At 65.9% G+C, this 24,808-nt stretch carries 29 protein-coding genes; 18 read left to right on the plus strand and 11 right to left on the minus strand.

Annotated features, from left to right (window positions below; genetic code table 11):
• The first annotated feature begins 50 nt into the window (after positions 1-50).
• Together thpR and HSR122_RS09175 are read left to right on the plus strand one after the other, a co-directional pair.
• Complete coding sequence (thpR, locus tag HSR122_RS09170; protein WP_229109404.1) at positions 51-608, plus strand: RNA 2',3'-cyclic phosphodiesterase; 558 nt, start codon at positions 51-53, stop codon at positions 606-608.
• 132 nt (positions 609-740) lie between these two features.
• Positions 741-1,553 (plus strand): ZIP family metal transporter, encoded by an 813-nt coding sequence (locus HSR122_RS09175; protein ID WP_229109405.1) that lies wholly within the window; start codon positions 741-743, stop codon positions 1,551-1,553.
• Between the two features lie 27 nt (positions 1,554-1,580).
• On the opposite strand, the gene HSR122_RS09180 is transcribed toward HSR122_RS09175, so the two are convergent.
• Positions 1,581-2,078 carry a twin-arginine translocation signal domain-containing protein gene (locus HSR122_RS09180; RefSeq protein ID WP_229109406.1) on the minus strand — a complete coding sequence of 166 codons (498 nt, stop codon included), beginning with the start codon at positions 2,076-2,078 and terminating at the stop codon, positions 1,581-1,583.
• A 159-nt stretch (positions 2,079-2,237) separates the two neighbouring features.
• Between HSR122_RS09180 and HSR122_RS09185 the strand changes: the two genes are divergently transcribed.
• The 4 genes from HSR122_RS09185 (at position 2,238) to HSR122_RS09200 (ending at position 4,371) form a co-directional block, all read left to right on the plus strand.
• Positions 2,238-2,390, plus strand: coding sequence for a 50S ribosomal protein L39e (locus HSR122_RS09185; protein ID WP_229109407.1), 153 nt, complete (start codon positions 2,238-2,240; stop codon positions 2,388-2,390).
• On the plus strand, positions 2,390-2,668 hold the full coding sequence (locus tag HSR122_RS09190; protein ID WP_229109408.1) for a 50S ribosomal protein L31e: 279 nt from the start codon (positions 2,390-2,392) through the stop codon (positions 2,666-2,668). The genes HSR122_RS09185 and HSR122_RS09190 overlap by 1 nt, the downstream gene beginning before the upstream one ends.
• A gap of 3 nt (positions 2,669-2,671) precedes the next feature.
• The gene (locus HSR122_RS09195; protein WP_229109409.1) at positions 2,672-3,334 is read left to right on the plus strand and encodes a translation initiation factor IF-6; all 663 of its coding nucleotides are present in this window, start codon (positions 2,672-2,674) and stop codon (positions 3,332-3,334) included.
• Positions 3,335-3,447: 113 nt separating this feature from the next.
• Positions 3,448-4,371 (plus strand): alpha/beta fold hydrolase, encoded by a 924-nt coding sequence (locus HSR122_RS09200; RefSeq protein ID WP_229109410.1) that lies wholly within the window; start codon positions 3,448-3,450, stop codon positions 4,369-4,371.
• A gap of 19 nt (positions 4,372-4,390) precedes the next feature.
• On the opposite strand, the gene HSR122_RS09205 is transcribed toward HSR122_RS09200, so the two are convergent.
• From HSR122_RS09205 to HSR122_RS09220, 4 genes are all read right to left on the minus strand, one after another.
• Positions 4,391-4,663 carry a DUF7111 family protein gene (locus tag HSR122_RS09205; RefSeq protein WP_229109411.1) on the minus strand — a complete coding sequence of 91 codons (273 nt, stop codon included), beginning with the start codon at positions 4,661-4,663 and terminating at the stop codon, positions 4,391-4,393.
• Positions 4,664-4,857: 194 nt separating this feature from the next.
• On the minus strand, positions 4,858-5,754 hold the full coding sequence (locus HSR122_RS09210) for a mechanosensitive ion channel family protein (RefSeq protein ID WP_229109412.1): 897 nt from the start codon (positions 5,752-5,754) through the stop codon (positions 4,858-4,860).
• Between the two features lie 71 nt (positions 5,755-5,825).
• Entirely contained in the window at positions 5,826-6,611 is a 786-nt protein-coding gene (locus HSR122_RS09215; protein WP_229109413.1) for an endonuclease V, read from the minus strand.
• A 2-nt stretch (positions 6,612-6,613) separates the two neighbouring features.
• Positions 6,614-7,549 carry a rhomboid family intramembrane serine protease gene (locus tag HSR122_RS09220; RefSeq protein WP_229109414.1) on the minus strand — a complete coding sequence of 312 codons (936 nt, stop codon included), beginning with the start codon at positions 7,547-7,549 and terminating at the stop codon, positions 6,614-6,616.
• Positions 7,550-7,708: 159 nt separating this feature from the next.
• Here HSR122_RS09220 and HSR122_RS09225 point away from each other — a divergent pair, with 159 nt between their 5' ends.
• The 5 genes from HSR122_RS09225 (at position 7,709) to HSR122_RS09245 (ending at position 12,051) form a co-directional block, all read left to right on the plus strand.
• On the plus strand, positions 7,709-8,188 hold the full coding sequence (locus tag HSR122_RS09225; protein WP_229109415.1) for a DUF5788 family protein: 480 nt from the start codon (positions 7,709-7,711) through the stop codon (positions 8,186-8,188).
• A complete protein-coding gene (polX, locus tag HSR122_RS09230; protein ID WP_229109416.1) occupies positions 8,185-9,924 on the plus strand; it encodes a DNA polymerase/3'-5' exonuclease PolX in 1,740 nt (579 codons plus the stop codon). Before HSR122_RS09225 ends, polX begins: the two co-directional genes overlap by 4 nt.
• Positions 9,924-10,388, plus strand: a complete 465-nt coding sequence (locus HSR122_RS09235; RefSeq protein WP_229109417.1) for a Mut7-C RNAse domain-containing protein — start codon at positions 9,924-9,926, stop codon at positions 10,386-10,388. Before polX ends, HSR122_RS09235 begins: the two co-directional genes overlap by 1 nt.
• 74 nt (positions 10,389-10,462) lie before the next feature.
• Positions 10,463-10,954: a DUF5797 family protein gene (locus tag HSR122_RS09240; protein ID WP_229109418.1), complete on the plus strand. Its 492-nt coding sequence runs from the start codon at positions 10,463-10,465 to the stop codon at positions 10,952-10,954.
• The gene (locus HSR122_RS09245) at positions 10,954-12,051 is read left to right on the plus strand and encodes a DNA-methyltransferase (RefSeq protein WP_229109419.1); all 1,098 of its coding nucleotides are present in this window, start codon (positions 10,954-10,956) and stop codon (positions 12,049-12,051) included. The genes HSR122_RS09240 and HSR122_RS09245 overlap by 1 nt, the downstream gene beginning before the upstream one ends.
• 15 nt (positions 12,052-12,066) lie before the next feature.
• Here the strand turns inward: HSR122_RS09245 and HSR122_RS09250 are convergent, their stop codons facing one another.
• Positions 12,067-13,761 (minus strand): FAD-dependent oxidoreductase, encoded by a 1,695-nt coding sequence (locus HSR122_RS09250; protein WP_229109420.1) that lies wholly within the window; start codon positions 13,759-13,761, stop codon positions 12,067-12,069.
• Between the two features lie 171 nt (positions 13,762-13,932).
• Entirely contained in the window at positions 13,933-14,829 is an 897-nt protein-coding gene (locus HSR122_RS09255; protein ID WP_229109421.1) for an MBL fold metallo-hydrolase, read from the minus strand.
• Positions 14,830-15,706: 877 nt separating this feature from the next.
• Here HSR122_RS09255 and HSR122_RS09260 point away from each other — a divergent pair.
• Together HSR122_RS09260 and HSR122_RS09265 are read left to right on the plus strand one after the other, a co-directional pair.
• The gene (locus tag HSR122_RS09260; protein WP_229109422.1) at positions 15,707-16,051 is read left to right on the plus strand and encodes a fasciclin domain-containing protein; all 345 of its coding nucleotides are present in this window, start codon (positions 15,707-15,709) and stop codon (positions 16,049-16,051) included.
• 51 nt (positions 16,052-16,102) lie between these two features.
• Positions 16,103-17,350: a glycosyltransferase family 87 protein gene (locus HSR122_RS09265; protein WP_229109423.1), complete on the plus strand. Its 1,248-nt coding sequence runs from the start codon at positions 16,103-16,105 to the stop codon at positions 17,348-17,350.
• 275 nt (positions 17,351-17,625) lie between these two features.
• On the opposite strand, the gene HSR122_RS09270 is transcribed toward HSR122_RS09265, so the two are convergent.
• A complete protein-coding gene (locus tag HSR122_RS09270; protein WP_229109424.1) occupies positions 17,626-17,871 on the minus strand; it encodes a DUF7385 family protein in 246 nt (81 codons plus the stop codon).
• A gap of 141 nt (positions 17,872-18,012) precedes the next feature.
• Here HSR122_RS09270 and HSR122_RS09275 point away from each other — a divergent pair, with 141 nt between their 5' ends.
• The 3 genes from HSR122_RS09275 to HSR122_RS09285 all read left to right on the plus strand — a co-directional run bounded on the left by HSR122_RS09275 (position 18,013) and on the right by HSR122_RS09285 (position 18,963).
• Positions 18,013-18,198 (plus strand): DUF7525 family protein, encoded by a 186-nt coding sequence (locus tag HSR122_RS09275; RefSeq protein WP_229109425.1) that lies wholly within the window; start codon positions 18,013-18,015, stop codon positions 18,196-18,198.
• 36 nt (positions 18,199-18,234) lie between these two features.
• The gene (locus tag HSR122_RS09280) at positions 18,235-18,459 is read left to right on the plus strand and encodes a DUF7123 family protein (protein WP_229109426.1); all 225 of its coding nucleotides are present in this window, start codon (positions 18,235-18,237) and stop codon (positions 18,457-18,459) included.
• A gap of 69 nt (positions 18,460-18,528) precedes the next feature.
• The gene (locus tag HSR122_RS09285; protein ID WP_229109427.1) at positions 18,529-18,963 is read left to right on the plus strand and encodes a CoxG family protein; all 435 of its coding nucleotides are present in this window, start codon (positions 18,529-18,531) and stop codon (positions 18,961-18,963) included.
• A 526-nt stretch (positions 18,964-19,489) separates the two neighbouring features.
• On the opposite strand, the gene HSR122_RS09290 is transcribed toward HSR122_RS09285, so the two are convergent.
• Positions 19,490-21,580: a CDC48 family AAA ATPase gene (locus HSR122_RS09290; RefSeq protein ID WP_229109428.1), complete on the minus strand. Its 2,091-nt coding sequence runs from the start codon at positions 21,578-21,580 to the stop codon at positions 19,490-19,492.
• A 174-nt stretch (positions 21,581-21,754) separates the two neighbouring features.
• Between HSR122_RS09290 and HSR122_RS09295 the strand changes: the two genes are divergently transcribed.
• Positions 21,755-21,919, plus strand: a complete 165-nt coding sequence (locus HSR122_RS09295; protein WP_229109429.1) for a hypothetical protein — start codon at positions 21,755-21,757, stop codon at positions 21,917-21,919.
• Complete coding sequence (gene eno / locus HSR122_RS09300; RefSeq protein WP_229109430.1) at positions 21,916-23,115, plus strand: phosphopyruvate hydratase; 1,200 nt, start codon at positions 21,916-21,918, stop codon at positions 23,113-23,115. Before HSR122_RS09295 ends, eno begins: the two co-directional genes overlap by 4 nt.
• A gap of 503 nt (positions 23,116-23,618) precedes the next feature.
• Here eno and HSR122_RS09305 read toward each other — a convergent pair.
• Positions 23,619-23,837: a hypothetical protein gene (locus tag HSR122_RS09305; RefSeq protein ID WP_229109431.1), complete on the minus strand. Its 219-nt coding sequence runs from the start codon at positions 23,835-23,837 to the stop codon at positions 23,619-23,621.
• A 111-nt stretch (positions 23,838-23,948) separates the two neighbouring features.
• Entirely contained in the window at positions 23,949-24,761 is an 813-nt protein-coding gene (locus HSR122_RS09310) for a MinD/ParA family ATP-binding protein (RefSeq protein WP_229109432.1), read from the minus strand.
• Positions 24,762-24,808: the final 47 nt, after the last annotated feature.

The raw sequence follows: 24,808 nt of genomic DNA on the forward strand, positions 1-24,808 counted from the left end.
AGCACTCCGCAACCGGACCGATTTTCAGACGTGCCGACGAACGGAAACGCATGAGCAAGCGACTGTTCGTCAGCGTCGACCTCGACGGACTGGCCGCGGAAGTCGAAGCCGTGCAGGAGCTGTTCGAGGGCGCAAGCGGGCTGAAATCCGTCGATCCAGCCCAGGCACACGTCACGCTGAAGTTCCTCGGAGACACGGACGAGGATCGGATACCCTCGCTGATCGAGGAACTGGAAACAGCTGTCGAGGGTTCCGGTGTCGACCCGTTCGAGGCGACGTTCGGCGGCCTCGGCGTGTTCCCCTCGATAGAGTACATCAGCGTCGTCTGGCTGGGCGTCCGCGAGGGCGGCGACCGGCTGACCGCCCTGCACGAGGCGATCGAGGACCGGGCCGTCGGAATGGGCTTCGATCCGGAAGACCACGAGTTCACGCCCCACGTCACGATCGCGCGGATGAACCACGCCGGTGGCAAGGAACTGGTTCAGGAGATCGTGCGCGAGCGCGACCCCGACGTCGGATCCCTCCGCGTCGAAGAGGTCCGACTCACCGAGAGTACCCTCACGAACGACGGCCCCGAGTACTCGACGCTCGAATCGTTCGAATTGTAATAAAACCCGCACGAGACGAGACGCGGACTCGTCGCCTGCAACCTGCTGTTAGGCCGGCCGAACGACTTAGGTCGGCCAAAGTGATAATATTACTGATAAGTCTTAAGTGTCGCAAGCCCGTAGCCGGGATCGATGGATCTCTGGTTCAATCTGACGCTGGTGTTCGTCGCGGGGTTGATCACCGCGCTGGCGACGGGGCTCGGTGCGATCCCGTTTTTCCTGGTCGAGAAGATCGGCGACCGCTGGAACGTCGGGCTGTGGGGGTTCGCGTCGGGGATCATGGTCGCGGCGTCGGTGTTCGGGTTGATCTTTGAGGGGCTGCAAAACGGCGGTAGTCAGCCGGCCCCCAAGCTCGTCGCCGGACTGCTCACCGGCGTCGTGCTGGTCGTCGTGAGCCACCGGCTCCTCTCCGACAGCGATATCGACCCACAGGAGTACGAGGAGGCGGATTTCAAGAAGCTCGTCCTGATCCTGGGGATTCTGACCGTGCACAGCTTCCCCGAAGGGATCGCGGTCGGGGTGTCCTTCGCCGAGCTGGGCTTCGAGGGCGTCGAGGGGATCGTCGTCGCCGGGCAACTCGTTCCGCTGCTGGCGATATTCATGACGGTCGCGATCTCGATCCACAACGTTCCCGAGGGGATCGCGATCTCGATCCCGCTACGGTCGATGGGCGTCAACGAGTGGCGAATGGTCGGCTGGGCGGTCTTCTCCAGTCTCCCGCAACCGATCGGGGCCGTCATCGCGTTCGCGTTCGTCCGGGTCGCCCGGGAGTTCCTGCCGTTCGGCTTCGGGTTCGCCGCCGGGGCGATGATCTATCTCGTCCTCACTGAGTTCATCCCGGAAGCACTCGATCAGGGAGAGGGTCTGCCCGGCGGCGGGCGCCGGGAACTGATCGTCGGCGTCGCTTCCGGCGTCGCACTGATGGTGCCGCTTGCGTTCATCTAGCGTCGGAATCGGCACACGGAGGCGCACCTAGATCGGCAAGCTACTTGCGACGACTTTCAGATCGAGCTGGATCGACAGCGGGTCCGAGTGTGCGGACACCGTGTCCTCGTAATTGGAGTTATCGAGCACGAAGTACACCGTCCCGTCGGCGTTCAGCGGTTCCCGGGCCCGTTCTTCGGTCGAGGACTGATAGAGGTCGTCCTGGAGCTTGATCGCCTGGCCGCCCAGCGAATCGAGTCCCGTCGGTCGCTCCGAGGGCATGTCGTCGTTGTCTCTGTCCTTGACGTAGGCTCGGTACGTCTCGACCGCGTCTTCGCGCTCGAAGACGTACACCACGAACGGCCTATCGTCGCGTGCCGTGTATTCGATCTCCTCACCCTCCGGCGGGAGTTCCAATACTTTACCGGATCCGGATGGAACGTTGACTGTCCCGTTCTTCGAGAAGACGACTTCACCACCCATACAGCCGGCAGTGCCGACGACTGCCCCGGTCGCCGCTGCCGTGAGGAATCTACGACGCCGCATCGGCTCGACTATCGTCGTTCCCGGTAAATAGATCCACCTCCCCAGTTTTCAAATATGATACGCCTTTCCCCCTCGTTTCCGGAGGCGAAACCGCCGGCCGCCGGGCGGCCGACCGAAAGGAACACACATTTAAGCGGCCGCGCGGAAGGGTCTGACACTATGGGCAAGAAATCCAAGGGCAAGAAGAAGCGCCTGGCGAAACTGGATCGACAGAACAGCCGCGTTCCGGCGTGGGTCGTCATGAAGACCGACCGGGACGTGCAGCGAAACCCCAAGCGACGCCACTGGCGACGCAGTGACACTGACGAATAATGAGCGCGAGTGATTTCGAGGAGCGGGTCGTCACGGTCCCGCTTCGCGACGCGAAGGCAGCACCGAAACAGGAGCGAGCGGACAAGGCGATGGCGATCATGCGCGAGCATCTCGCAAAGCAGTTCTCCGTCCCGGAAGACGCCGTCCGGCTGGACCCGTCGCTCAACGAGGCGGTCTGGTCGCGCAGTCGCTCGAAGCCGCCGAGCAAGCTTCGGGTCCGGGCCGCTCGCTTCGAGGAGGAAGGCGAGGCGGTCGTCGAGGCCGAACCGGCCGAGTAGAGCGTGCCCCGCGCTTCCTTCTCCGGGTCGTCGTACGTCGGTGTCTTCGCCCGCGCCACCGACGACTGTCTGCTCATCCGGCCGGACCTCGATAGCGATATCGTCTCGACCGTCGTCGACGCGCTCGCCGTCTCGCCCGTCGAGACAACTGTCGGCGGATCGGGGACGGTCGGCGCGCTAGCTACCGGCAACGAGAACGGACTGCTTGTCAGCAGCCGGATCACCGACCGGGAACGCGATCGGATCGCCGACGCGCTCGATCGGCCGGTCGTCGAACTCCCTGGTCGGATCAACGCCGCCGGCAACGTCGTGCTGGCCAACGACACCGGCGCGTACGTCCACCCCGACCTCTCGCGGGAGGCCGTGCTCGCGGTCAAGGACGCGCTCGACGTGCCCGTCGAACGCGGCGTCATCGCCGGCGTCGAGACCGTCGGAACGGCAGCGGTCGCTACCAACAGGGGCGTGCTCGCCCACCCGAAAGCGACTGACGGCGAACTCGACGCGCTGGAAGACCTGCTCGACGTGCCGGCCGATATCGGGACGATCAATTACGGCGGCCCGCTTGTCGGCTCCGGACTGGTGGCCAACGACGCCGGGTACGTCGCCGGGCAGGACACGACCGGTCCGGAACTCGGTCGCATCGAGGACGCGCTGGGATACATCTAGCGCCGACTCCTCCCGGTCGGAGCGGCGGCTTTTCCTCCGACTGTGATTTCGAAGGGAAACCCGAAGCGATCCCAGGCGGACATTATTTGTCGGTCTCGCTCCAAGACGTGAGCATGAAGCTTCGGAATCTCGTCGCCGCCGGCGTCGGTGGACTCGGCCTCGTTGCCGCGGGCAATCGGCTCCTGCAGGCGAACGCCGAAGAACTCGAACCGCCGCTGCCGGGCGACCTGCGCTCGTATCGCTGGCGCGGCTTCGAGGTCGGGTACACGAAGGCCGGCGACCCCGAGGACCCCACGCTCGTGTTGGTCCACGGGATCAACGCCGCCGCGACCAGCCGCGAGTTCGAACCCGTCTTCGAGTCGCTTGCCGAGGAGTATCACGTCCTCGCACCCGACCTGCCCGGATTCGGCACCGCCGATCGCCCGCCGCTTTTGTACTCCGGGCCGCTGTACGAGCAGTTCCTCGTGGACTTCCTCAAGGACCTGACCGACGAGCCGACGGTCGTCGCGTCGGGACTATCGGGCGCCTATACCACTCTCGCGGCGCGTGATCTCGACGTCTCGGAACTGGTGTTGATCTGCCCGACCGACACGACGATGGGCGGGGACGGCAAGCGGACCTGGGTGCGGTCGCTGCTCCGGTCGCCGCTGGTCGGACAGGCGCTGTTCAACGCGCTGGTCAGCAAGCGTTCGATGACTCACTTCCACGCCGATCACGGCTACTACGACATGGACAACCTCACCGCCGAGCGACTCGACTACGAGTGGCACGCTGCCCATCAGGAGGGCGCGCGGTTCGCCCCGGCGTCGTTCCTCGGTGGCTTCCTCGACCCGGACGAGTCACTCGAAGACGGGCTTCGAGACGTCGACGCGCCGGTCACGCTCGTGTGGGGGCGGGACGCCTCGACGACGCCGCTGTCGGCGGCTCGGTCGCTGGCCGACGCGAGCGACGCGAAACTGGTCGTCTTCGACGAGGCGACGCTCCTCCCGCACGTCGAGCATCCCCAACAGTTCGTCGAGTTACTCCTCGAGGAGTGACGACGAGAGCCTTCGTCCGTCACATTCCCATGTCGTCGGCGGGCGCGGGGACCGGCAGGTCGTGTGGCGAGACGCCGAGCAACTCGGCGGCGTGATCGAGCGCCATGTCGAACCCGTAGTAGCGCTCAAGTTCGTCGCCGTCGGCGCTCGGCCGCACCTTCAGCATGGCGTAGCCGCCGATGTTCTGAGCGATCGCGGCCGTCGCGCCCTCGCGCTCGAAGACGAGCAGGCGCTCGGTCTCGGTCTCCTCGTAGCGTGCCGTGATCCCGTTCTCGGTGACGGACGTGGTCATCGACCCGTCCTGAGGACTGGAGGTAGTCTAACGTTGTGGTTCACCCGTCGAGTGTCACATCGCGGTCTCCGTCGATCTCGCGTTCAGCCCTTGCGTATCAGGACTTGGTCTGGGCTCGCATACAATGCTGGCTGCACGCACTGGTGACCTCCGCTGCGAGGTAAATTCGGGATCCTCTCGCCGACTCGAGAGAGTCAGTCGTCGGCGACAGCGCCGTCGTGTCCGATCTGTTCGACTTCGATAGCGCCGGTGAGTTCCGTGTACGGATACGGCATCCCGATCCCTTCCGCGTCGAACCGCCGTTTGACGTTCTCGACGAGTTTGTGCTTGACGCCGCCGGCACCGGTTTCCTGTGGGTTGATCCACACGCGGCCGTTGAGGACGACCGCGGAGTCCGCGAGTCCGGTGACGGGGGCGGTCGGCTCCGGATCGTCGAGGACGCCGTCGATCTTCGCTGCCTCTTCGAGAATGATCGACCGGGCGTCTTTGATGCTCGCGTCGTACTCGATCCCGAAGTCGAAGGTGACCCGGCGCGTCTCGTTGGCCATCGGATTGGTGACGGTGCCGTTCGCCAGATCGCCGTTCGGGACGGTCACTTGCTCGTTGTCCCACGTGTCGAGTTTCGACACGCGGAGGCTGATCTCGCGGACGACCCCGCCGTTGCCGTCCCACTCGATGTAGTCGCCGACCTCGAAGGGCTTGTCCTTGATGATGAAGATGCCGGCGATGAAGTTCTCCACGATGTCGCTGGCGGCGAAGGCGAATCCGAGTGCGAGGGCGGCGAAGATCGTCGCGAACGCCGAGAGGATCACCGGGAACCCGGCGACGACCGCGGCGATCGCTACCGCCCCGAAGACGGCGATTGTCCCGGCGATACTCGACCCGAGACTCACGATCGACGACGAGAACTCCCGTGCGTTGAGCGCTCGCTTGGTAATGCGGACGAGAATCGGTTTGCCGACGAAATAGAGAATCAAGAACGTCACAACGAACGACAGTACTGTGACTCCAAACGAGACGAGCAAGTCTCCGTACTGGCTGGTGAACTGATCGATACTTGTCGGTAGCCCCTGCTGTAACACTGGCAACATTCCGACTACGTGATCGGAGTGGAGCGGTATAGAACTTTTGGCGGTATTGACGCAGTCCGGGGCACGCTGCACTACTCGAAATCGGCTTTGGCCTTGTCGGCGAGCGCGTCGGCCAGTCGCGTCGGCTCCGGGAGTTTGTAGCCGTCGCAGGTCCGTTCGACGACATCGACGGCCGTCTCGGCGCTGATCCGATGGCCGGGACTGACGTATAGCGGATTGATCGAGGTCGAGCCGCGGTCGTACTGACGGCTCTGGTAGGCGTAGCCGATCACGGTCCCGTCCGGCGCGGTCACGTCCGCGTCGGACTTGATCGCGATCCGTGCGCCCTCAGGCAACCGGTCGGGAAGCGGCTCTCGGGGCGTCCCACAGAGGAGGTTCTTCGCGACGCCGACGGTCGGGCGATCGAGCGTGACGCCGACGTGGGTCGCCAGCCCGGCCTGCCGGAAGTGAATCCGGCCGCTCCCGTCGATGACAGTCAGATCGGGGGTGACTGACAGCGACTGCAGGGCCGCGAGGACGGCGTTACCCTCCCGAAAACTCAGCAGTCCGGGGATGTAGGGAATCTCCGTCTCTGCGACGGCCGTGGCCTCGTCGATCACCTCGCCCGCGCGGAGCGCGACGGCGGCGCTGACCGCGCGGTCGTCACCGAGAAAAGCCTGATCGACACCGGCGATCACCGGCGGCTCGGCGTCGACGAGCGAGCGCTGATCGCCGTCCCGATCGACCGTGACGTCTCCGGGATCGAAGGTTAGATCGTCATCGAAAACAGCGGCTGTAGCGATCTCGTCCTGCAGCGCTTCCATCGCCTCGCGGGACAGCGACGGATCGGGGACGAACGCAGGTCGGACGGGCTCCATCGCTAGAACGGCCCGCGGCCTCTTCCAGGCCCGCCCGGGCCACCCGGACCGCCAGGACCGCCACCGCCGAACTGCAACTGGTTGGGCGCGCGAACGCGACCCTTGACTCGCTGGCCGTACGCGAGCCCGATCAACAGGCCGAGGAGGTGGGCCAGGTCGGCGACGTTACTCCCAGTGAGACTCGGGCCGAAGACGCCGAGCGCACTTATGACCGCAAACCCGGCAGTGAGAACCCAGATCGGGATCGGCAGCAGGAAGTACAGGTAGACGCGCAAGTTCGGGTTGAGGATCGTCAGCACGCCCATGATGGCAAGTCCCGCCCCGCTGGCACCAACGACGCCGCCAGCGCCCGAGATGACGCCGAATCCCTCGTAGATCTGGAGGGCAACCTGACCGAGGCCGGCTATCGCGCCACTCGCGATGAACAGAGCGCTGAAGTCCCGCGATCCGACGTAGTCCTCGACGAGTCGGCCGAAAAAGAATATCACGATGCTGTTGACCGCGATGTGGCCGAAGTCACCGTGCGCGAAGATCGATGTCACCCACGTCCAGACGTATTCGGGGTGCTGCGGAGTGAGGACGAACAGCGTCCGGTGGAGCTGGTTGCTGCCGACCGTGAGGACGACCGCCTGCAGGATGAACGTGATCCACATCGCCCCGAGGAAGACGTAGGTCATGTTCCCTCGGAAGTACCCGAGCGGCCCGCCGACACCGCCCAGTCCCAGTCGGGCGGCGAGCCCGTTGGAGCCACTGGTCTGTGGCGTCTCCACGCTGGCGTCGAAGCCGCTGTCGAAGACGCCCCCGGGGTCGTTCCAGTCGTCCAGTCCCGGACAGTCGTGGTTCTCCGGGAGGCGGTGATCGGCACAGAACGTTCCGCCGCAGTGACGGCACTGATACGGCATGTTCGTCTGCTTGCCACACACGTCGCAAGTCGCCATTACCGCTCTTTCGAACCGGTGGGGCAAATGGATTGTGCTTGGTTGTCCCGGCCAGGTTCGCGCGATCGACGTGCGGGATGCGGGACCGAGTGCCCGCTATCGATCGGAGACCGGATACGGACGCGTGGATTTTTCTCGATGGGGTCCCGACGGGGGAGTGTGCAAGAGTACCAGCGCAAACAACTGCTCGAACGCGTCGAGCGCGAGGGGGCGACGGTCGGGGCCGCCATCCCCGAGGAGATCGACGTGCAGGGGGAACCGATCGACCTCCGATCGTTCGTCTTCGAGATCAAGCGCCGGGAGACGGTCCCGCCCGGCGAGCGCGAGCGCGTCGAACGGGCCAAACGTAATCTCCGGCGCGAGCGCCGACAGCGCCGTCGCCGCCTCGAATCCGGATCGATCTCCTACGAGGACGGCGAGCGACTCGCGGAGGCGATCGTCGGGATCGACCGCGCGCTGGAAGGGCTTGAGTCGCTGGAGCCGTCCGACATCGAGAGCGAAAAGCAGGCAAAGGAGGCGGCCGATCGGAAGCGATGGATGACGTTTCTCAAACAGGCGCTGGGCCGCGACGAGACGGGCGGCGCCGGACCGCGCGCTGGGTCGGGCGGCGGCCGCGATTCGCAGGGAGGGAAACGATGACCCGCAACGACGCCGTCGCGGACCTGCTGGCGGAGATGGCAGATCGGCTCGAGGCGATGGACGTCGAGTACAAGCCCCGGGCCTATCGGCGGGCGGCCGAGAACGTCCGCGAACACCCCGAACCGATCGAGCGACTCGCTGGCGAGGGCACCGAGGCCGTCGGGGGGATCGACGGCGTGGGCGACGCCATCGCGTCGAAGATCGTCGAGTACGTCGAGACCGGGTCGATCGGCGAACTCGAAGAACTGCGTGATGAACTGCCGGTCGAGATCGACGCGCTGACCGGCGTCGAGGGGGTCGGCCCGAAGACCGTCGGGACGCTCTACGAGGCGCTGGGGGTCCGGACGCTCGACGATCTGGAGGACGCCGCCGAGGCCGGAGCAATACAGGATGTCAAGGGCTTCGGTGCCAAGACCGAGCAAAATATCCTCGAGGGCATCGAATTCGCCAGAGAGGCCCACGAGCGACAGTTGCTGGGCGAGGCGGTCCCGCTCGGGGAGTCCGCGCGGTCGTATCTGGCTGACCGGCCGTCGGTCGAAGCCGTCGAGATCGCGGGCTCGCTGCGGCGCTGGAAGCCGACGATCGGCGACGTCGACGTGCTGGTCGGCAGCGACGACGGCGAGCGCGTCGTCGAGGCGTTCACCGACTGGGGCGAGGCCGAGACGGTGCTCGAAGCCGGCGAGACGAAAGCCAGCCTCCGGGTCGGATCGGTTCGGGTCGATCTGCGTGTCGTCGCTCCGGAGGAGTTCGGGTCCGCGCTCCAGTATTTCACCGGCAGCCGCGACCACAACGTCGCGCTGCGCAACCGGGCGATCGAGCGCGAGTTGAAGATGAACGAGTACGGCGTCTTCGACGTGTCGGCGGTTGCGGATCCCGACGCCGGCCAGCGCGTCGGCGAGCGGGTCGCCGGCGAGACCGAGCAGTCGATGTACGCGGCGCTTGATCTCCCGCTCGTCCCGCCGGAGTTGCGGGAGGGGCGCGGCGAGATCGAAGCGGCCGCGGCCGGCGAGTTGCCCGAGCTGCTCGAGGAAGAGGAGGTGCGTGGCGACCTGCACGTCCACACCGACTGGTCGGACGGCGAAAACACGATCGCGGAGATGATCGAGGGCGCGGCGGCGTTCGGCCACGAGTACGTCGCGATCACCGACCACGCCACCGGGCCGGGGATGGTCGGCGGCGTCGGGCTCGACGACGCGACGCTGCGCGAGCAGATCGACGAGATCCGGACGGCAGCAGCGGAGGCCGACATCGAGGTCTTCGCGGGCGTCGAAGCAAACATCGGCGAGGACGGTTCGATCTCGGTCGCCGAGGACGTGCTCGCCGAGCTGGATCTCGTCGTCGCTTCGCCCCACGCGGCCCTCTCCGGCGACGGGACGGACCGGCTGATCGCCGCCGCCGAGCACCCGCAGGTCGATATCATCGGCCATCCGACCGGGCGGTTTCTCAACCGTCGCCCGGGGCTGAATATCGAATACGATCGGCTGGCCGCAGCAGCGGCCGAGGCGGGGACGGCACTCGAGGTCAACGCCAATCCGCGGCGACTCGATCTCGGCGGACAGGCGGTTCGTGCGGCGATCGAGGCCGGCGCGACGATCGTGATCGACACGGACGCCCACCGGCCGGCCAGTTACGAGTACATGCGCTATGGGGTGCATACCGCCCGCCGGGGCTGGGCCGAAGCAGGCGACGCGCTCAACACGCGAGGCCCGGGCGCGATCCGGAGGTTCCTGGACTGATGTCGGGCGACGAACGGCAGCCGGCGCTGTTGCTGGACACGATGCTCGGCAAGCTCGGGACGTACCTGCGGATGTGTGGCTACGACGCTGCCTACGCGCTGAACCGGGGCGTCGAGGACGACGACGAGATCGTCGCCCTCGCGCAGACGGAGGGGCGCACAGTCGTGACCAGAGACGTTTCCCTCGCCAGACAGGCACCCGAGGCGGTGCTGATCGAATCCCGGGACACGGTCGATCAGTTGCGCGAGTTCCGCGACGCCGGCTTCGACCTCGAACTCGAGGCCGAACCCTCGCGTTGCGGTGCCTGCAACGCGCCGCTGACCCGGGTCGCGCCGGAGGAGCCGACGCCGGACTACGCGCCCGAACCCGACTACGAGGCCGTCTGGCGCTGCCGGGAGTGTGGCCAGCACTTCTGGCGCGGGAGCCACTGGGACGACGTCGAAGAGACGCTCTCGAAGCTGTAACCGCGCGCCGGCGCGACCGGCGACGCGCGTCGAACCACAACACCATTGTCCCCCGCCGTGCGTAGCCACGGGCGATGACGCTCGAGGAGACGGCGAAGCGACGCCTGGCGGACGTCGTTGCGCTCGCGCCGACGAAGAACAGCGAACTCCAGGACCGGTGGGAACTGGACAGCGGGAGCGAGGTCCACCAGTACCTCGAATCGGAGCTCAAAGACTACTACTACCGCAACGAGGACAGCCTGATCTGTGCGACGCCAGAAGGCCGCCGGATCGTCGAGGAGGCGGGGCTCGTCGAGGGGACCGACGACGACCAGCACATCACTGTGCCCCCGATTCAGGCGAGGGTTCTCGAGGTGATCGCCGGCCCCGACGAGGCGACCCAGAGCGTCGTGTCGGTCTATCACGCGCTCGAAGACGCGGGCCACGACGACTACGAGGTCGAGGACGTCCGGTCGGCGCTGCACAGCCTCGTCGAGAAGGGCGTGCTCGAACGCGTCCGCAAGACCGTCCCGACGTTCCGGCTCGCCGTCGAGCGATCGGAACTCGCCGTCGACGAACTCGAGTGATGGAGACAACGCACCGGATCGTGACCGGCGACGCGCGGTCGCTCGCGGCCGTCGAGGACGACTCTGTCGAGCTCGTCGTCACCTCGCCACCCTATCCCATGATCGAGATGTGGGACGACCTGTTCGCCGAACTCGATTCCGAGGTCGCCGCCGACCTCGAGGCGGGCGACGGCCGGGCGGCTTTCGAGCGGATGCATGGCGTGCTCGATGCGGTCTGGCGGGAGGTTGATCGGGTGTTGGTCGACGGTGGCATCGCGTGTGTCAACGTCGGTGACGCGACCCGCTCCATCGGCGATCGCTTTCGCGTCTTCCGGAACCACGACCGGATCAGCGGCGCGTTCGAGGACCTGGGATTCGATCCGCTCCCCGAAATCCTCTGGCGTAAGCCAACGAACTCCGGGACCAAGTTCATGGGCTCGGGGATGGTCCCGCCCAACGCCTACGTCACGCTCGAACACGAGTACGTGCTGGTCTTTCGCAACGGCGGGGAGAGCCGCGAGTTCGAGCCCCGCGCCCAGCGACGCTACGACGCGGCGTACTTCTGGGAGGAGCGCAACCGCTGGTTCTCCGATGTCTGGACGGATATTCAGGGGACACTCCAGACGCTCGGCGGTGACGGGACCCACAGCGACGGCCTCCGGGAGCGCTCCGGGGCGTTCCCCGTCGAGCTCCCCTACCGGCTGATCAACATGTACTCGGTCTACGGCGACACCGTTCTCGATCCGTTCTGGGGGACGGGAACCACCTCGCTGGCGGCGATGCTCGCCGCGCGCAACTCGATCGGCTACGAGCTGAACGAGGACTTTCGATCGGTGTTCGACGAGCGCATCGAAGGTCTGCCCGAGCGTTCCCGTGACGTGATCGACAGTCGGCTCCGTGCCCACTGCGAGTTCGTCGCCCGACAGCGCGAGGCGGGCGAGACGCTCGAATACGAGGCCGAACGCTACGGCTTCCCCGTCCGCACGAAACAGGAGCGGTCGATCACCTTCTACGAGGCCACGGACATGTACGAGACTGGTGCTGGGTATGCACTCGCCCACGAGCCGGTCGAGGAGACGCCCGAGCAGCCGTCCCAGGACAGTCACTCGGAGCTGTGATCGACCGACGATCGACTACCGGAAAACCGTCCCGAGTTCGGCACCGCGGTCGCGGGCGTCGCGGTCGCGCTGGGCCGCGCGGTACAGCTCGTAGCCCCCGGCGATGTTCTTCGCGTCGAAGCCGTGCTGGGTCAGGATTCGCGTGGTGATATACGATCGGAGCCCGGCCTTGCAGTGGGGAACGATCGTCGTGTCCTCGGGCAGTTCATCGAGGCGGTCTCTGATGTTCGACAGCGGGAGCTTCCGGGTACCGTAGATCTCGCCGTCGTCGTGGCGCTCCTCCAGCGGTCGACAGTCCAAAAGCGTGTATTCTGTCGGGTCGAGATCCTCGAGATCGTGCCAGTGGAGCACGTCGACGACGCCGGAGACGATGTTGCCCGCGGCGAACCCGGCCATGTTGACGGGGTCTTTCCCGGACCCGTACGGCGGCGCGTATGCGAGATCGAGCTCCTGCAGGTCGAAGACCGTCTTCTCAAACTCGATGGCGGTCGCGATCACGTCGATGCGCTTGTCGACGCCCTCACCGCCGACGATCTGCGCGCCGTAGAGGCGGCCGTCCTCGGGACCGAAGATCAGCTTGATCCACATCGGCTCGGCGCCGGGGTAGTAGCTGGCGTGGGACATCGAGTAGGTGAACGACTTCTCGTAGTCGATCCCGGCCGCCTCGAGCGCGCGTTCGTTGCGGCCGGTCGCGGCGACCGTCTTCTCGAAGACCTTCGCGATCGACGTCGAGAGCACGCAGTTCTGGCTATCCTCGCGGCCGGCGATGACGTTCGCCACGATCCGGCCCTGCTTGTTGGCCGGCCCGGCCAGCGGGACGTGTGCCGGCTCGCCGGTCACGCAGTCGGTCACCTCGATCGCGTCGCCGATGGCGTAGACGTCGTCCTCGGTCGTCCGAAGCCGGTCGTCGACGACGATCCCGCCCGCATCGCCGATCTCCAGCCCGGCGGCCTCGGCGAGTTCGGTCCGGGGCGTGACACCCGTCGCGAGCACGATCACGTCCGCCGGAATGGCCGTCCCGTCGGCGAGTTCGACCGTCGTCGAGTCGCCGGCGTCGATCGACTCGGCGCGGGCGTTGAGATACAGGTCGACGCCCTGATCGCGGAGGTGGTTGTTGATCTGGGCGGCCATCTCGTAGTCAAGCGCCTGCATCACGTGGTCTTCCATCTCGACCAGCGAGACCGATAGACCGGCCTCCTGCAGGCTCTCGGTCGCCTCCAGCCCGATGTACCCGCCGCCGATGACGACGGCGCGTTCGGTCCCTTCGGCTTCGACGCGGTCGCGGATCGCCTCTGCCGCCGACAGCGACTGCAGCGTGTGGACGTTCCCGGCCTCGTCGATCCCGTCGATCGGCGGGACGATCGGCTCGGCACCGGGCGACAGGAGCAGCGAATCGTAGGCCACCGTCTCGGTGTCGCCGTCGTGTGCGACCGCGACCGTCTTCTCCTCGGGATCGACGTCGATCACCTCGTGCCCGGTCCGGATGTCGAGCGCGAAGCGCGTCTCCAGCGACTGGGGCGTCTGGACGAGCAGGTCGTCGATGTCCTCGATCGCGTCTCCCACGTAGTAGGGCATCCCGCAGGTCCCGATCGAGACGTTCTCGCCCTTTTCGAGGACGACGATGTCGAGCGATTCCTCAAGACGACGGAGTCGGGCCGCCGCGCTGGCACCGCCGGCGTTGCCGCCGACGATCACGACGCGCTCGCTCATCGGCGCTCACCGTCCGTCGAGCATCGGCCGGGCGACATTCGATTGCGATTCGAGACGCGATACGACCAATGCTGTGATAGCGTCGTCATCACTCGAACGCTCGTCCGTGTGGACCATACGCCCGACGCAATATCAGTTGCACCTTTTAAGTACGTGCCCGAAGACGCGGGCCTACTCGTCGAGCGACGCCAGCACGCCGCGGACGTTCATCGCGAACTCGCCACGCGCCTTGCGCTCGTCCCAGACCTCGGGGGCGTCGGCCGGATCCCACAGCCGTTCGACGATCCCCTCGATGTCGTCGGCGTCTCCGTCGGCGTCTCGAACCTCGGCGACCCACGACTGGAGCCGCTCGGCGTATGCCGAGAGCCGACCGTCGGCCGGGGCCGGCCCGAAGTGGGCGTACAGCAGCGTCTCGGGGTCGAGATCCTGAAGCATCTCGACGTCCTCGAGCGCGCCGTCGAGATCGAACTGCGGCGGCGGGCTGGTGGCGTGGATCCGATCGACCGACGGCGTGTAGACGCCGGCGGCGTCGCCGGTGAAGACAGCGTCGCTCTCGGGCATCTCGAAGACGACCTGATGGGGAGCGTGTCCCGGCGCGTGATGCGCTCTGAGCGTATGGTCTCCGAGATCGATCTCCGCGCCGTCAGTGATCGGCTCGATCCTCTCTTCGGGGACCGGCTCCGGTTCGGTGTAGAAGACGATCTGTTCGCCGACGGCCCCTTTCGTCCCCTCCCAGAGTCGGCCGGGGTCGACGAGGTGGGGTGCGCCGATCTCGTGGACGTAGACCGCGGCGTTCGGACACGCTTCGGCGAGAAATCCGGCACCGCCGGCGTGATCGAGGTGCACGTGCGTCAGCGCGATCACCGACAGCTCGTCGGGAGCCACCCCGACGGTCTCGAGCAGATGGAGGATCCGCTCGTAGTTCGTCCCGATTCCGGAGTCGACCAGCGCGGGACGGTCGTCGTCGATCAGGTACACCGAGCCGTACTCCGCGGAGTCGTACATCCCGGTGTCGACGTAGTGGACGCTCTCGTCGGCCGGAACTGTTTCGACGTCACCGATCGCCATACGTCGATCGACTCGGGGGACGGCAATAGGACTGACGTTCTGACGTCCCCAGTTATCGACGCGCTACGTGCTGTCTGGTAGCATACTGAACAGGTTGCGCATCCAGTATATGTCCTCTTGAGTGCAACAGAAGTCGAGGAGCGAGAACGTATGACACCAGACATCGGACGGCGAACAGCGTTGAAAGCGATCGGAGCGACGGGGGCGGCGTTCGCCCTCGGGGGGATCGGTACTGCCGGTGCGCGAGGGCCCGCCCGAGCGAAGGGACGCGGTATCGCGAACGAACGACGCCGACAGGGTGCGAGCGCGGAACCGACGATCGTCGAGCTCGCCATCGCGGCTAACGCCGAGGGCGGGCAGAGTTACAGCGGAAGCGAGGCGAAAGCCCACCGGGTTTCGCCGTGGGATGAAGCCGACATGATATGCCGCAAACCATGCAATCTAGCCAACCCGTAATCCTAACGGTTATTTTATTGGAGAAGCTATAAACACAATAGACATGCGACATGCTGCTGCGGGGAACGCGCTCACGCTCAAGACGGCCACGAGTGCGTCTCAACTCCTACACTCACACACCTACGCAGCCCAACCAGCAGCGGTTGGCATGTCACTACAGTACTCCCCACTTGTGGCTGCAACGGGGAGTGGGGCCGATGGCCCGGCCCGCTGCTCACGGTGCTGGACGCCCGTGAGTGCCACTCCTGCCACGGGAGGGCAACACCGAGCGGATACTCAACACGCCACACTCTTGTTCGAGGGCCGAAGGTGCATCAGCAAACCCGCAAGTTCACAGCCGGGGTAATCAACTGGCTGGATTACCCACGGAGGAATCCCACGGCTTCAGCCGTGTGGAGGAGGTCAAGAGGGGCAGTCCGACGTGTTGATCGCCGCGCTCGTGGCGAAGCCGGACCTGCTCGAGACGCTCAATACCCGGCGCGGCCAGTACACGGTGTTCGCGCCGGTCGACGCCGCCTTCGGGACGGCTGGCTTCGACGAGGACAACGCCGGGGAGATTCCGGAAGACATCCTGCTGTACCACCTCACCCGCGGCCGCCGGTACGCCGACTCGGTCCTCGGCGCGCCGCGGCTCCGGATGCTCAACCGCGAGTTCGTCACGCAGGACGACGGCGTGCTAAACGACGGACAGGCGACGATCGTCGTGACGGATCTCGAGGCCGCCAACGGCGTCGTCCACGCGGTCGACGGCGTCCTGCTGCCCTGAGAGCGGCCCGGATCGGACCGCTTTTTACGGAGGTAATCGTGGCTGACGGACGTGCTGGACCTCGAGGAGCGAAACCGCGGCACCCGACTCGTCCTGCTGGTGGGCGTCGCGCTCGGACTCGGCAATCTCGCGTACGTCCTGCTGGCCAGCCCCCGGCACATCGCCATCGACTACCGGGTGTACCACCTCGCGGGCACCGTCGCGCTTGAAGGCGGGAACTTCTACGCGGCCGTCCCCGAGGGACTTCCGGGGTACTTCCATTACGTCTACCCGCCGATCACTGTTCTCGGGTTCGTTCCGCTGGCGTTGCTGGGTGGTGAGACGGTCGGGTTCGCCGTCCACACGATCGAGACGGTGCTGGTGGGGCTGGGCGCGGCGTGGCTGCTCGTCCGGTACATCGAGCGCGTCGGCGGCGGTCGCCTCCCGTGGCTCGATCGCGGGCTGATCGCTGCGTTCGTCGTCGGCTCGGTCCACTCGATGTCCTCGCTGCTGTTCGGGCAGGTCAACCACCATCTCGTGGCCGCACTGGTAGTCGGCTTCGTCGCGCTCGACGCGGATCGGGAGACGCTCGCCGGCGTCGCCTTCGGGCTCGCAGCGTTTCTGAAGGTGTTTCCGGCGGCCGTCGGCCTCTGGCTGCTCCGGCGGCGGGCCTGGCGAGCGATCGGTAGTGCCGTCGGGTTCGCCCTCGCCGGCTTCGCGGCCGGGCTGGCCGTCTTCGGGCCGGAGCTGACGGCCGCGTACGTCGAGCGCGCGATCGTCCCGCGGTTCTCGCCCGACGCCTTCGCGGGCGGGCTCGCTCCCGGCGAAACGTATCTGACGATTCGGCGGCCGATCTCGGTGCTGTTGCCGACCGTCGATCCGGCGCTGTACGGCCTTCTGGCGGCGCTCGTGCTCGCGCCGCCGGTAGCGTATCTCTACCGGACGATCGAGGACCGTGAGGACCGGCTCGTCTCGATCATGGGGACGATGGCCGCGATTCTCGTCTTCTTCCCGTCGTTTCCGCTGTACGTCGTGATCCTCTACTTCCCGCTGGTCCCCCTGCTGTACCTGCTCGAACGCGGGCGGCCGCGACGGCTGTTGCTCGCTGGCGCGCTCGTCGCCTCGATCGCGATTCGGTACGACGACCTCAGGCAAGGCTTCGAGATGGCGGGTTCCGCACCCGATCTTCTCGAGACGGTCGTCCGACCGGTCTTGACGTTCGTGACGCCCGGGCTGGTCGGAGTGCTCGTGATTCTTGGGGCGTGTCTCCTCCAGCGCCGCCACAAGCACGGGCCACAGTTCGACCCAGCTCGTGATTGAGGCGATCAGTACGACGACGAACACCGCCCGGAGCAACCAGTTGCTCACCGGCTCGAGGACGGCAGCGACACCGAGCGAGGAGAGCAGCGTCTCGAGACCGAGATACAGCACCACCGTTCTGAACCCGAACGTGAGCGAGAAACAAAACCTCGTGATCCCGATGCTCTCTCGTCTTGTCCCACGCTTTCGCCGGGCTTATACTGCCGGCTGTAAGTTCGTAAAGATATTCGCCACCCGGGGTGGCGAATTCCTTCAGTGTGTTACAGCCGGCAGTATTAGGAGTGCGTGAACAGCAGTAATTGGTCGTCCGTGCGGACCAGACAGAACGGCCCGGGGGGAGACTGGAAGGTGTGCTCGCGCTTCTCGGAGGCGAACAGTTTCTCGAAAGGGGACCCACAGACGGGACAGTCGTAGCCGGCCCGGTTTTCCAGATGCATCGTCTCCCGGGTCTCCTTGCGGAGTTTGAACCCCTCGCGGTACTCGTGGACGTCGAACCCGTCCGTCACGTCCAGTTCCGACATACCGAGGACGGTACGCGGAGGTGGTGGTTATATGCTGTGCCCGTTCGTCGTATCCAGTGACGGTGTGACGATCTCCCGAACAGCGAGCATACGGCTACCGCATGGATCAATATTAAGTAGCAGCTGGTAGTATCGAGGGGTATGAGTCACGCGTCGAGTTCGGACATGGACGTCGGTCTCGCGATGCTGTTCGGGGCGCTCGCGGTCGCCGGGGCCGCAGTGATGTACCTGGCTGTCGACGCCCAGTTGCTGGCGGCGACGGGGTTCGCGATCGCAGTCGCCGCCGGCGCGCTCGCGATCGGCGCGCTACACGTCTACGGCGCGTAGCAAACGGTTTTTATCCTGCAAGACGTACTTGCGTGCATGGGCGAGTTCAGCGAGGAAGAACAGCGGATCTTGGAGTACGTCCGCGAACGTGCCGCGGGAGGCGAGGCCTACCTCCGGGCGAAACAGATCGCTGAAGGGATCGGGCTCTCGGCGAAGCAGGTCGGCGTCCGCCTGCCGAAACTCGCCGAGAAGGCCGACGAGGTCGACATCGAGAAATGGGGACGCGCCCGGTCGACGACCTGGCGGGTCACTCGCGGATAGTCGACCTGTTTTTCGTCTGTCATTTCTGGACAGGCGTCCTTTTTTGCTTCCGCGGTCCGTATAGCGGATATGACGATTCGGGTCGAGCGGGAAGTGGACGTGCCGGTGCCGCCCGAGCGAGTCTGGGAGTACATCGTCGAGCCGGAAAACCGGGCCCGGCCGATCAGCGTGGTCACGGATTTCGAACTCGACGACGAGACGGCTCGGAAAGCGACCTGGCACATCAAGCTCCCGATCCCGTTGATCGATCGGACGATCGCCGTCGAGACCGAAGATGTCACGCGCGATCCTCCGAAATACGTCAAGTTCACCGGTCGGTCGAAAGTGATGCGCGTCGTCGGCGAACACGAACTCGAACCGACCGAAACGGGAACGCGCCTGACCAATCGCTTCACCGTCGAGGGGCGCGTCCCGGGCGTCGAGCGCTTCTTCAAGCGCAACCTCGAAACGGAGTTCGACAACATCGAAGACGCCCTGTTCGACGACCTCGGACTCCGACACTAGTCCGTCTCGATTCGACACCGTCTCGGTCCCGTCGATTCGGACGCCGACACGCCGGTCGAGACACGGATCTTTATAACTCTCCAATCCGTACCGAATCGATGCCGGTGCGACGCTTTTCTCGTCGATACCGGCACTGACGGCGACCCGCCTCGCTGCTCGGCCACACCGCCCGCCTCGGCCGTCCGGACGGCCATCTCCCACCTCGTCCGCTCTCCCATCTCCGGTGCGTTTGCTGCACGCTCGTCGGCCGCAGTCTCACGATCTGTCGGTTCGTACCGTCGCTCGCGACCCGCTCGGGGAGCAGGTTTGCTGTGGTAGTCAACTCGCCTGCATGCTCGCGATCGCGTCCTTGTCGCTGGGCATCTGGAAGTCGATCGGGGGTCCATGTGTATATATACCACCCAAGGCCAGGTTAAATAGCCGTGGCCGGTGTGCGTCTCGCCTGCCCGAGCACGAACCTGTAACACACGAGGCCTCGATCGCCTCCGCCGGACACATCGAGGTCTCGATCACTCCCCAGGGGCGGTCACTCTTCGAGTGCGTTCTCGAAATGTGCGGCCGTGACCGAGATTTCGTCAGCGTACTCGTTGGCCTCCTCGGGCGCGTGAGCGAGCACGATGTCGTCGATGGCGGCGATCGTGGCCTTGCGGACCAGCGCCTCGATCTCCGCGCCGGAGTACCCCTCCGTCCCGGTCACCAGCTCTTCGAGATCGACGTCCTCGTCGAGGGGCTTGTCTCGCGTGTGGACATCGAGTATCTTCCGCCGGGCGTCCGCGTCGGGCAGGGGGACCTCGATGTGCTCCTCGAGCCGTCCGGGCCGCAACAGCGCGTCGTCGATCGCGGCCTTTCGGTTGGTCGCGGCGACGACGACGAGGTTCGGGTTCTCAGCGACGCCGTCCAGTTCCGTCAGCAACTGCGAGACGACGCGCTCGGTCACCTCGTTGGAGTCGCCGCGCCGGCCCGCGATGGCGTCGATCTCGTCGAGGAAGACGATCGTCGGTGCGGTCTGTCGAGCCCGATCGAAGACTTCCCGAACGGACTCCTCGGACTCGCCGACGTACCGGTCCAGCAGTTCGGGGCCGTTGACGTGGATGAAGTTGACGCCGCTCTCGCCGGCCAGCGCCCGTGCGAGCAACGTCTTCCCGGTCCCCGGCGGCCCGTGCAACAGGACGCCGCTGGGCGGTTCGGTATCGGTCGCCTCGAACAGCGGCCCGTACAGCAGCGGCCACTCGACGGCCCGTTCGAGCGTCGCTTTGGCGCCGTCCAGTCCGCCGACGTCGTCGAAGTCGACGCTCGGTGATTCGGCGACGTACTCCCGCATCGCGGAGGGGTCGACCGACGCGAGTGCCGACTCGAAGTCCTCGCGGCCGACCGTCGGCCGTTCCTGATCGCGTCGCAGCGCGTGCATCGCGGCCTCGGTCGTCAGGCTCTCGATGTCGGCACCGACGAACCCGTGGGTCCGCTCTGCCAGTCGGTCGAGGTCCACGTCGTCGGCCAGCGGCATCCCGCGTGTATGTACGTCCAGAATCTCTCGGCGGCCTTTGACTCCAGGGACGCCGATCTCGATCTCCCGGTCGAAGCGGCCGCCGCGCCGAAGCGCGGGATCGACCGCGTCCACGCGGTTGGTCGCGCCGATCACCACGACGCGCCCGCGGTCCTCCAGCCCGTCCATCAGCGTCAGCAGCTGGGCGACCACGCGGTTCTCCATGTCGCTGTCGTCGTCGCGCGCGCCGGCGATCGAATCGACCTCGTCGATGAACAGGATGGCGGGGGCGTTCTCGGTTGCCCGATCGAAGGCCTCGCGCAACCGCTCCTCGCTCTCGCCCTTGTACTTCGAGACGATCTCGGGGCCGGAGATGACGTCGAAGTAGGCGTCGACCTCGTTGGCGACCGCGCGGGCGATCAGCGTCTTGCCAGTGCCCGGTGGTCCGTACAGCAGGACGCCGCTGGGCGGGGAAATGGAGAGTCGCTGAAAGAGATCGGGTCTCGACAGCGGGAGTTCGATCATCTCCCGGACCTTCTCCAGTTCGTCGTCCAGCCCCCCGATGTCCTCGTAGGTCGTCGATGCGGTTTCGGTGTCGTCGGTGGATTCGTCAGCCGTCGCTTCGTCGCTCGGTCCGTCCTCAATCTCCCGTGGGGCGACCGTGACCCCCGTCGCGTCCTCGACACGGACTGAACCCCCGGGATCGGTGTCGAGCACCTCGAACCCGCCGACCCCCTTGACGTGGAACTGCTCGCCCTGCCGTAGCGGCCGGTCAAGCACCCCGTCTTTGACCAGCGGGGCGACCGACTCACTGCTGAACTCCCCGAGGTCCTCGGTGGGTCGCACCGTGATCGATCGGGCACGGGACACCGTCGCCGGACGGACCCGGACGGTGTCGCCGATCGTCACGCCCGCGTTCGCCCGGGTATCGGCGTCGATCCGCAGGGCGTCGTCGTCACCGTTGCCGGGCCAGACTTTCGCGACCGTCTGCTGGTCCCCCTCGATGACGATCGAGTCGCCGCTCAACACGCCCAGCCGGCTGCGAACCCGTTCGGGAAGGCGCGCGATGCCACGGCCCGCGTCGCGCTTCCGTGCGCCCGCGACCGTCAACGCCACCCCGTCGCCGCCTGACATGCCCCGACGTTCGGGTGCCATGGGCTTGAGCGTTTCACCTGACACCGAGGGCTCGCTGATCCCCGGAGAAGACCGAATCGAATCCGCAATTCATGTCCGAGGGTAATGTAAAATGACCAATCAGTCAAAACGGAATAGATAATCTTACTTCGGAGGCGAGTAAACACGGTAGGTGTGCCGGAACGTCTCGTCGGGTCTGCCGGAGTGTGGCGTGGACAGAAGCGGACGCTCACGCCCGCGCTCCCGGACGCGACGCCGGTGCCGGACGACGCGCACCGGTCGGTCCCTGACGGGCCGCCGGACGACGGCAACGCGACAAACGGAGGCGAACACAGATGACACTCATCACGGACATCACGCTCCGACGGATACTGGACTCGCGAGGTAACGCCACGGTCGAAGCCGAAGTCACCACCGAGAGCGGTGGATTCGGTCGCGGTGCCGCCCCGAGCGGTGCGAGCACGGGCGAACACGAGGCGATCGAACTGCCCGCGGAGGAAGCCATCGAGAAGGCCGAAGCCGAAGCCGTCCCCGCCCTCGTCGGCGAGGTCGACGCGATCGACCAGCGCGCGGTCGACGACACGCTACACGAGGTAGACGGGACCGACGACTTCTCGGGTATCGGCGCGAACAGCGCGGTCGCGATCAGCATGGCCGCCGCCAAGGCCGGCGCCGACGAACTCGGACTCCCGCTGTTCCAGCACCTGGGCGGGACCTTCCGGGGCGATCAGTTCCCGACGCCGCTGGGGAACGTCGTCGGCGGCGGCGAGCACGCAGAGGAAGCCACCAACATCCAGGAGTTCCTCTCGGCGCCGGTGGGCGCACCGAGCGTCACCGAGGCGGTCTTCGCCAACGCGCAGGTCCACGCTCGCATCGGCGAACTCCTCGAGGAGAGGGGCGTCCCCGCGAACAAGGGCGACGAGGGCGCGTGGGCGCCGCCGATCGGCGACGACGAGGCCTTCGAGATCGTCGATCAGGCCACCACCAAGGTCGGCGACGAACTCGGCTTCGAGATCTCGTTCGGCCTGGACATGGCCGCCGCCGAGATGTACGAAGACGGCGAGTACGTCTACGAGGGCGAGGACAACCGCTCGACGGCCGAACAGATCGACTACGTCGCCGAGATGGTCGACGAGTACGACATGGCCTACGTCGAGGACCCCCTGGACGAGAACGACTTCGAGGCCTTCGCCGAGCTGACCGACCGCGTCGGCGACCGGACGCTCATCTGTGGCGACGACCTCTACGTCACTAACGTCGAGCGCCTCCAGGAGGGTATCGACAAGGGCTCCTCGAACTCCATTCTCATCAAGCCCAACCAGATCGGCACCCTCTCCGATGCGGTCGACGCCATCGAACTCGGCGCGGACAACGGTATCGTGTCGGCGGTCTCCCACCGCAGCGGTGAGACCGAGGACACGACCATCGCTCACCTCGCCGTGGGCGCGGCCGCCCCCTACATCAAGACCGGCACCGTCGCCGGCGAACGCACCGCCAAACTGAACGAACTCATCCGCATCGAAGAACAGGTCTAAACGGAAAGCAGCGCGAGTTCCCCGCCCCACCGTGGGCGGGGGTGAAGCGCGTACGCTCCGCTGCACAATCCATATCTTCAAGTTGCTGTCGAACCATATTTACAGTACGGGAGCCACGGTATCCGCCTCGCAAAACACCGCAAGGTTGCGCCGGGCTTCAAGTGTGTCGGGCAGTGGTGAAGCCGCCGACCTCCACGGACACACCACCCACGGCGGCAACAGGCGACCCCTGTTGCGGTGGGATTCGCGGTGTGTTCGGGTGTTACTGCTCCCACACGACCCATCTGGGAAGTGCGGAGGGAATTAAATTCGCCTGCCGCCGTTACGCTCCCTGTTGGGAGAGGCCAAACGGCGAAGCCCCGCGCCACCGTGCGCGGGGTACTTCACACGAGACGTAGCGCGAGTTCCCCGCCCTTCCGAAAACCGCAGGCTTTCGTACATCTCCGATTTGCGTCAGCACCGTGGGCGGAGGGGAGGTGCGGTCGATCGGTACAAAAGCCGTATCAGAGGAAGGTATCGAAAAAACTAATTACGGAGAAGACCCCCACGACGATCCCGCCGACAAACAGGAGGAGGCCCCACAGAAACACCCCGTCGACGACGATAGCGGCCAGCATGAGTACGATCCCGATCGCGAGCAGAAGGACTGCAAGTACGGCCTGGAGCCCGCTCTCGAGCAGTTCGCCGAGATCGAGTTCGAAGATATCGAACACCTCGTCCATATCTCACGCTATTCGAAGGTGATTGAAAAAACCTTCCAAATCTGTGATCGAACGACCGGCACTGACAGGACCGATCGGACGGAAACCGGGACACCGGGAAGCGAGAGACGTCTACCCGCCGAACAGGCCGAGAACGCCGCCCCTGTCGCCGTCGTCGTCTTCGCTCGTCTCTTCCTCTGTGGCCGAGGGAAACCATTCCGTTTCCTCTTCGACAATAGTCTCGACGGTCTCGCCTTTGAGTACGCGTTCGAGCGCCGTCGAGAGGCGTCGGTAGGCGTTCGCGGCGGGGCTGTCCGGGAAATTCAACACGAGCGGTTCGTCGGTCGTCGCCTCCGTGTCCTCCGGGATGACTGCCAGTAGCGGGTAGTCGACCTCGCGCTCGACCTCGTCGATGTCGGACTGGACTTCTGCGCGAGTCAGGATCGTGCCGATGACTTCGCCGTCGACCCGCTGTGCGAGCTGTGCGGTCTTGCCGGCGTCGCCGATCGCGACGCTGTCGGGCGTCGTGACCAGCAAGACGCTGTCCGCCAACCCGAGTGGGACCGTTGCCTCGTGGCTCAGTCCCGCGCCAGTGTCGATCAGGACGACGTCGTAGGCGTTGGCCAGCGTCTTGATAACTTTCCGGAGTTTCGCGGGGTCGGCGTCCGCGAACGCTTCAAGACTCTGTTCGCCGGGGACGAGCGTGACACCGCCGGGCCCCTCGGTGAGCGTGTCGCTGATCGCCGCGCGCTCGGCGAGCACCTCGTGCAGACTGGTATCGTGGTCGATCCCGAGCATGGCCGCGAGGTTCGCCATCCCGAGGTCGGCGTCGACGATAACCACGTCGTAACCGGCGTCTTCCATCGCGACGCCGGCATTGACGGCGGTCGTCGTCTTCCCGACACCGCCCTTGCCGCCAGCAATGGTAAAGACGTGTCCCGTCATTTGGCCTGTTTGAGAACAGCGGGTGCCACCCATATAAAGCCGTCCGT

This window comes from Halapricum desulfuricans, from assembly GCF_017094525.1.
In the GTDB taxonomy this organism is placed as follows: domain Archaea; phylum Halobacteriota; class Halobacteria; order Halobacteriales; family Haloarculaceae; genus Halapricum; species Halapricum desulfuricans.